Raw genomic sequence first — 6,281 nt, 5'->3', positions numbered from 1 at the left:
TACAAAGATGACGTAAACTTTAAAATCATTGCTGAACTAAAGGAGAATATTTTATGAAAAATATAAAAAACCAACTTTTAAACGAGCTTCGCGTGTACCTGGACAAGCATCAACCGTACTGGCCTGGCAGAATCATCCCGGAAAATCTCCGATCCGACGCTGAAGGTTCCCTGGCACACGTTTTCCGACAGCCATATATCCTGCGCAGCTATATCCAGGACTGCTGTTATATCATTGAACTGGAGTTCCAGGGCTTTTATTCCCTACAGAATACCACGCCCATTGATATTATCCACGGAGCATCTCTTGCCCTACGACGTTTTTACAGCAAGTTTGGCACAAATGTCCATGAAAATGAACTTTTTGTCAACATTGGACGTTATAATGCCGTCATTTATGTTGCACTCAACACCTACGGACTGCGTCAGGTCATGCAGAAAGCCCGAATCCAGGCAAAAGCCCTGCACCGTCATAGTTGACCTCTATCCCTCTCCTGCTCTGGGAGAGGGAATTTAAAAGGTACTACAGCAACATATAAAAGCATCTGCCGCACCGAACCTGTGATGCCGGATCTCCCGGCAGGGAGGAAGGCTCACAGGAAAGGGCGGCGGCTCTTTTACTTGATAGTTATTCCATATCATCAGAAAAAAGGAGGCAGTATTATGAAGTACGAAAAGATAGAAGCAAAAAAAGTCAACCCCACAAAAGATTCCTATGTGACAGTCACAAAAATGGGAAACACCACAGAACTACAGTACATGAGCTTCTACAACACAGAGGCCAAAATCAAGAAGCTCAGCGAATCAGAATATGTCGTAGTGGAAACAGGAGAAATAAAGCCTTTCGAGAAAAAGGCAGAGACGCGGGCAGACTCCAGCAATTCCCTAAAAAAGACCATGAAAAGAATCCGGGAGCTTGTGACTACAAATATCACAGATCCCCGAAAAGTAAGGTGGTGTACCCTTACCTATAAAGAAAATGTAACAGACCCCCACAGACTTTATCAAGACTTCCGTAAATTCAACCAGCGTTTCCGCTATTACCTGAACAGGCAGGGAATCGAAACCCCGGAATATATTGCAGTTGGTGAACCCCAGCTCAGAGGGGCATGGCATCTCCATATCATTTATATCTGGAAAGACAATCCTGCACCCTTTATCAAAAATGAAGTTTTTTCTTCTATATGGGGACACGGATTCACCAGTATAAAAGCAGTAAAGGACGATAATATTTCTTCTTACCTGTGTGCATACCTGTGTGACCTTGAACTTAATGAAGAAATGCTGGCGTATTTCCCGGAGCATACCCAAACAATTAAAACCGTCACTGATCTCCACGGAAAAGAAAAGAGGATCGCAAAAGGAATGAGGATGTACCTTTATCCCCCAAAGTTCAATATCATCCGCCATTCCAAAGGGATCAAAAAGCCGGAAAAAACCATGATAACTTACGGAGAAGCCCTCGCACTTGTCAAAGGCCAGACGCTAAAATACGAAACCGCTTACCATCTGTCTGATGAAAAAGGATTCTCCACTTTCATAAAAAAGCAGGAATTTAAAGCCTGTCCCTGTAACCAGACCAGACGATCATCAGATAAAAAAAGCTTCAAGGAGGAAACAGAATGTCAGATAAAAAAATAACACCCGTAACCAACAATGAATCCGTCCTGGAATTTGACCCAAACGCCGGACTGCACCGGGTCTATGACTGGAAGCCCTACACCATTCACCGTATACGCCGCATCCTGCGCCATATGGATATGCAGACAGAAACCATCTGGCAGGGCTACAAAGCCAACCGAAGACCCGGCTACTGTGAACTTTACCGCATTGTCCGTATCTCTGACGGCAAAGTGATCCATCCCTGTATCAACCTCTATTCCCTGCAAAAGTTTTTTGCCGGACTGGATTTCCCTTTAGAGGACGAATACACCATACACAGTACACCCTGCCCCCGTAACCAAGGCGCTGTGGACTTTCTGAAGGCCGTACAAGCCCTTCCAGACCACTGTAAGACAGGAAGGTGATCGTATGCTTAATAATTATCCTGATGTACTGAATATCCATGATCTGTGCGAAATTTTCCGCATTGGCAAAAAAACCGCCTACAAGATTCTCCATGAGGGAAAAATCCCCTGCCGGAAAATCGGACGTTCCTACCGGATCCCAAAATCTGAAATCATCCGGTATCTTTTAGAAAATCCTGTTGAAAATCATAGGGACTGATGTATATAATGATATTGAGAATGAATTATGTACATTGACCTTGAGAAAGGAAGGATGTACATTGACAGGAACATTAGTAACAAAAACCTTACCCTCAGGTAAATCCTATTATTATGTGAGGTTAAGCTACAAAGACCCATTATCCAATACATGGAAAACAAAAACCTTATCCACCAAGCTGGAAGTCAAGAACAATAAGCGCAACGCAAACGCCATGATCCGGGAATACGAAGAAAAGTATGCCTATCTGGAAGAACTTCCGGCATCCTTCTCCCCAGACCTGGATCCAGAGATCACCCTCTGTGATTATATGGATCTTTGGCTGGAAGGAAAGAAAAGAGACCTGAAAAAAAGCACCTATGAAGGATATATCTACCGGGTCAACGCCATCAAACAATATTTCCAAAAAGACAACCCGAAAATGATTGACGTTACCCCTCGTATGATAGATATGTATTTCAAGTATGCCTTACAGTATGGGAAGATCAACCAGAAAACCCACAAACGGGAGCCTCTGGCTGTCCGCTCCGTAAGAAGCTACAAAAGTATCCTGTATGCGGTATTTAACCAGGCAGTCATTGACGAACTGGTAAAAATGAACCCGGTGCTTACGATCTCTGTCCACGGAAAGAAAAATGCAGACTACAGCGAAGAGCTTCTCTTCCTCACAGAGGAAGAGATCTCCGACCTGATCCATTTCCTTTCCAGAAGATATCCGCGTCTTGTCGGGATTGCTTTTATGGGTTCCTATTATGGTCTGCGCCGTTCGGAAATCCTCGGACTGAAATGGTCGGCAGTGGATTTCAAGAAAAAGACCATTTCCATCAATCACACAGTTGTCCGGGTCAAGACCGTTACCACTTCCGATTCCACAAAGACCTATTCCAGCAAAAGAACGCTGAACCTTTTTGACACAGCAGAAAAATGTCTTTTGCAAATCAAACAGGAGCAGGAAGAAAACAAAGCTTTTTTTAAACGGGACTACAAAAATAAAGAAGGGTACATATTTACATGGGAAAATGGAGAAGCCTATGATCCGAACTATATCACCCGAACCTTCAACCATGCAACCCGGGAGTTCGGAAGGCCGGAAATCACGCTCCACAAACTGAGACATAGCTGTGCTTCCATGCTCATCAATAAAGGATGGGATATCAAGAAGCTTCAATACTGGCTGGGTCACAGCGATACCCAGACAACCCTGAATATTTATTCCCATTTTGACAAACAGAGGCTAAACACCAGTGTCAATGACCTCTCCGAAATTTCCCTTGCTACAGCGGATCTTTTTGCCGGATAACCATAAAAAATCTGCTGGGGAAATCCCCAAAAAGCACTAAAAACAGATGCTAAAAAATTTTTAGGTATGGGCAAGAAAAGTTTTGTGTAACGTTTTGTGTAACGCCCAAAAATCGAAAATTTCAGGAGTAATCAAAAGAGCTTTTTCAGGCAAAAGAAAACACCGGAGAAGCCCATAAAATAAGGCTTTCCGGTGTTCCCAACCATTCAGTCGAAGCGACAGGATTTGAACCTGCGGCCTCTGCGTCCCGAACGCAGCGCTCTACCAAACTGAGCCACGCTTCGTTTTCTTTATTTGTCAGTCATAACTCGCGACTGCAAAAATTATTATATGCATTTCGGATGCATTTGTCAACACTTTTTTCAAAAAAATTCAAAAAACATTCCAAAAATGTTTCCCCTGTTTCAAAAAACACAAAAACACCTGCAAATACGGCAAAATCCGTTGAAATCCCTGTCCTTTTAAGCTATATTAAAATCACAATACCGAAAAGGGGTAAATTTTATGGACATAAAAAGCATCAGCACACACTGTACCCGGACAGAATTTGTAGGAACTGCAGTTCTGGACACCATTGGACTGGTAATCTCGGGTATTGATGATACACTTCTCCAAAAAATGAATATCGGCACACGCTATCATACGCTTGGACTTTTTAGTTCCCGTACCGGAGCAGCAGGACAGATCACTGCCATTGATGATGCCGTAAAAGCCACGAACACGGAGGTTCTCTCCATAGAGCTGCCCAGAGATACCAAGGGCTGGGGCGGACATGGAAACTATATCGTCCTTGGAGGAAATGATGTTTCGGATGTACGCCATGCTGTAGAACTTGCTCTGGAGCTTACCGGAAAATATGCCGGAGAGCTTTATATCAGCGAATCCGGTCATCTGGAATTTGCTTTTTCTGCAAGTGCAGGACCGGCTCTCCAGAAAGCGTTTCATGCAGAACCGGGACAGGCCTTTGGTTTTATGGCAGGTTCTCCTGCTGCCATTGGTCTTGTTATGGCAGACACGGCTATGAAATCTTCTGCTGTAAATATCATCAGCTATATGACACCGGATATCGGAACCAGCCATTCCAATGAAGTGATCCTTGCGCTTTCCGGAGACGCCAGTGCCGTAAAGGAAGCAGTTCTTGAAGCCCGCCAGATTGGCCTGGAGCTTCTGATCGGAATGGGAAGCTACCCGCAGATTCCGGGAACTCCTTATCTGTAACCATATCACTTTCCGAGGCAGTTTTTCAGCTCATGCAGACAATTTTACAGCTTTCAAAAAAATGGTGCATCCTGTTTTACTCAGGCTGCACCATTTTTTTACTTCATTATTTAATTTAACTGATACACATCCGCATACTGAAGTCCGAAGCTCAAAGCCTCTGCATGGCTGTCAAAATAAATATCCACATGACCATACGGTGTTCCTAAATCCTCTACCGTATATACAGTTCCGTTGATCAGCAGCTGGGTTCCAAATGGAACTCCCGCCATAGCTACTGTATGTCCTGAAGTCGGCATAGCTCCGCTTGCTGTTGCATTTCCCGCAGTTCCGCAGCACTGGGCACAGTTACAATATGCTGTAAGCGTAAAGTTTCCAAGATATGTGCCTTGTCCGGAATTCGACGAATCAGAAGAAACGTCAGAACTTCCGGCATTTTCAGATGTATCTTCCGATATGCCGGCATCCTCTTCTGGTGCTTCTTCCACGATCACATCACTGCTTGAAGAACTGCTCTCAGAATCCATGGTATCTGTTTCCGGATCAAATTCCGGCAGCTCCTCAGCAGTCTCCTCGGCTTCTTCCTGCTCCTGTGCTGCAGCTGCTTCCGCTGCCGCCGCAGCCTGCTCTGCAGCCGCCTGGGCCATCAGAGAAGCAATACTGTTATCTGCGCTGTTCACCTGTGCCATAAGGATACTTGCTTCTTCCTGGCTGGCGCTGATCTGGCTGATATAAGAATTAATGCTGTCATTTGTTACTGAAACCAGTTCCTGCACCTCCTGCTGTCTGGCATTCTTTTCATTCAGAAGTGCAGTAATGGATTTAGATTCTTCTACAGCCTTTTCTTCATGCTGCTGAATGTTTTTCTGAGTTGCCTCATATTCCTTCAGCATGTTTCGGTCATATTCAGACATCATGGAAATATTATTTGCCTGATTCAGGAAATCAGCCAGGCTCTCAGATGCCAGAAGAGTCTCAAGCATAGAACTTCCGCCTTTTTCATACATGTAGACAATACGAAGTTTCATAGCTTCATACTGATCTTCTGCTCTTTTTTTCGCCTTTGCCAGTTCCAGCTGAATCTTTTTCAGTTCATCTTCTTTCTCAGCCGCCTCAATACTAAGCTGGGAAATGCTGTTTGTCAGTTCATTATATTGTGCATCCAGTTCTGCCATATAGGATTCCAGTTCCTGCTTCTTGTCCTCAAGACTGCTGATATTCGCCTGGGTCTGAGCAAGTCCTGCCTGAGCCTCCTGCTTCTGGGCCTGTGCCGCTGCAATCTGATCTTCTGTGGAAGCAAAAACTCCTGTTTCCATAGATATCACCAAGGCTCCGGTCAGCATCAGTGAAAGAACTTTCTTCATACTCATAAAAACACCTCGTCAATTTTTTCGTAGGACAAGTATAACAATATCTCGAAGAAAAATCAATACTTTTATTTTATTTTTGTAACAAGTATGTAATATTTGGAATGAAATCACAAAATCACGACCACCGGCTTAGCCGGTGGTTTGCTTTGACCCTATAAGGGTCTGTTA

The 6,281-nt window shown here is 44.1% G+C and carries 7 protein-coding genes and 1 tRNA gene; 6 read left to right on the top strand and 2 right to left on the bottom strand.

Going from position 1 to position 6,281, the window contains the following annotated elements; all coding sequences use genetic code 11:
- The first annotated feature begins 53 nt into the window (after nucleotides 1-53).
- The 5 genes from RDS42_RS11220 to RDS42_RS11200 all read left to right on the top strand — a co-directional run bounded on the left by RDS42_RS11220 (nucleotide 54) and on the right by RDS42_RS11200 (nucleotide 3,525).
- Nucleotides 54-479 (top strand): hypothetical protein, encoded by a 426-nt coding sequence (locus tag RDS42_RS11220; RefSeq protein WP_308783742.1) that lies wholly within the window; start codon nucleotides 54-56, stop codon nucleotides 477-479.
- A gap of 183 nt (nucleotides 480-662) precedes the next feature.
- Complete coding sequence (locus RDS42_RS11215) at nucleotides 663-1,640, top strand: hypothetical protein (RefSeq protein WP_308783741.1); 978 nt, start codon at nucleotides 663-665, stop codon at nucleotides 1,638-1,640.
- Nucleotides 1,622-2,026: a hypothetical protein gene (locus tag RDS42_RS11210; protein WP_022067086.1), complete on the top strand. Its 405-nt coding sequence runs from the start codon at nucleotides 1,622-1,624 to the stop codon at nucleotides 2,024-2,026. The genes RDS42_RS11215 and RDS42_RS11210 overlap by 19 nt, the downstream gene beginning before the upstream one ends.
- A 4-nt stretch (nucleotides 2,027-2,030) precedes the next feature.
- Nucleotides 2,031-2,225, top strand: a complete 195-nt coding sequence (locus RDS42_RS11205) for a helix-turn-helix domain-containing protein (protein ID WP_022067085.1) — start codon at nucleotides 2,031-2,033, stop codon at nucleotides 2,223-2,225.
- Nucleotides 2,226-2,286: 61 nt separating this feature from the next.
- Nucleotides 2,287-3,525 (top strand): site-specific integrase, encoded by a 1,239-nt coding sequence (locus RDS42_RS11200; RefSeq protein WP_308783740.1) that lies wholly within the window; start codon nucleotides 2,287-2,289, stop codon nucleotides 3,523-3,525.
- Nucleotides 3,526-3,735: 210 nt separating this feature from the next.
- Here the strand turns inward: RDS42_RS11200 and RDS42_RS11195 are convergent.
- Nucleotides 3,736-3,809 (bottom strand) — tRNA-Pro (locus tag RDS42_RS11195).
- 220 nt (nucleotides 3,810-4,029) lie between these two features.
- Here RDS42_RS11195 and pduB point away from each other — a divergent pair.
- A complete protein-coding gene (gene pduB / locus RDS42_RS11190; RefSeq protein ID WP_308783739.1) occupies nucleotides 4,030-4,743 on the top strand; it encodes a microcompartment protein PduB in 714 nt (237 codons plus the stop codon).
- Between the two features lie 110 nt (nucleotides 4,744-4,853).
- On the opposite strand, the gene RDS42_RS11185 is transcribed toward pduB, so the two are convergent.
- Nucleotides 4,854-6,113, bottom strand: a complete 1,260-nt coding sequence (locus tag RDS42_RS11185) for a hypothetical protein (protein WP_308783738.1) — start codon at nucleotides 6,111-6,113, stop codon at nucleotides 4,854-4,856.
- Between the last annotated feature and the right edge of the window lie 168 nt (nucleotides 6,114-6,281).

The organism is uncultured Blautia sp. (genome assembly GCF_902497045.1).
Taxonomy (GTDB): Bacteria; Bacillota; Clostridia; order Lachnospirales; family Lachnospiraceae; genus Blautia_A.
The sequence above is the reverse complement of the archived record's forward strand: the minus strand, read 5'-3'. Positions and strand labels throughout refer to the sequence as shown.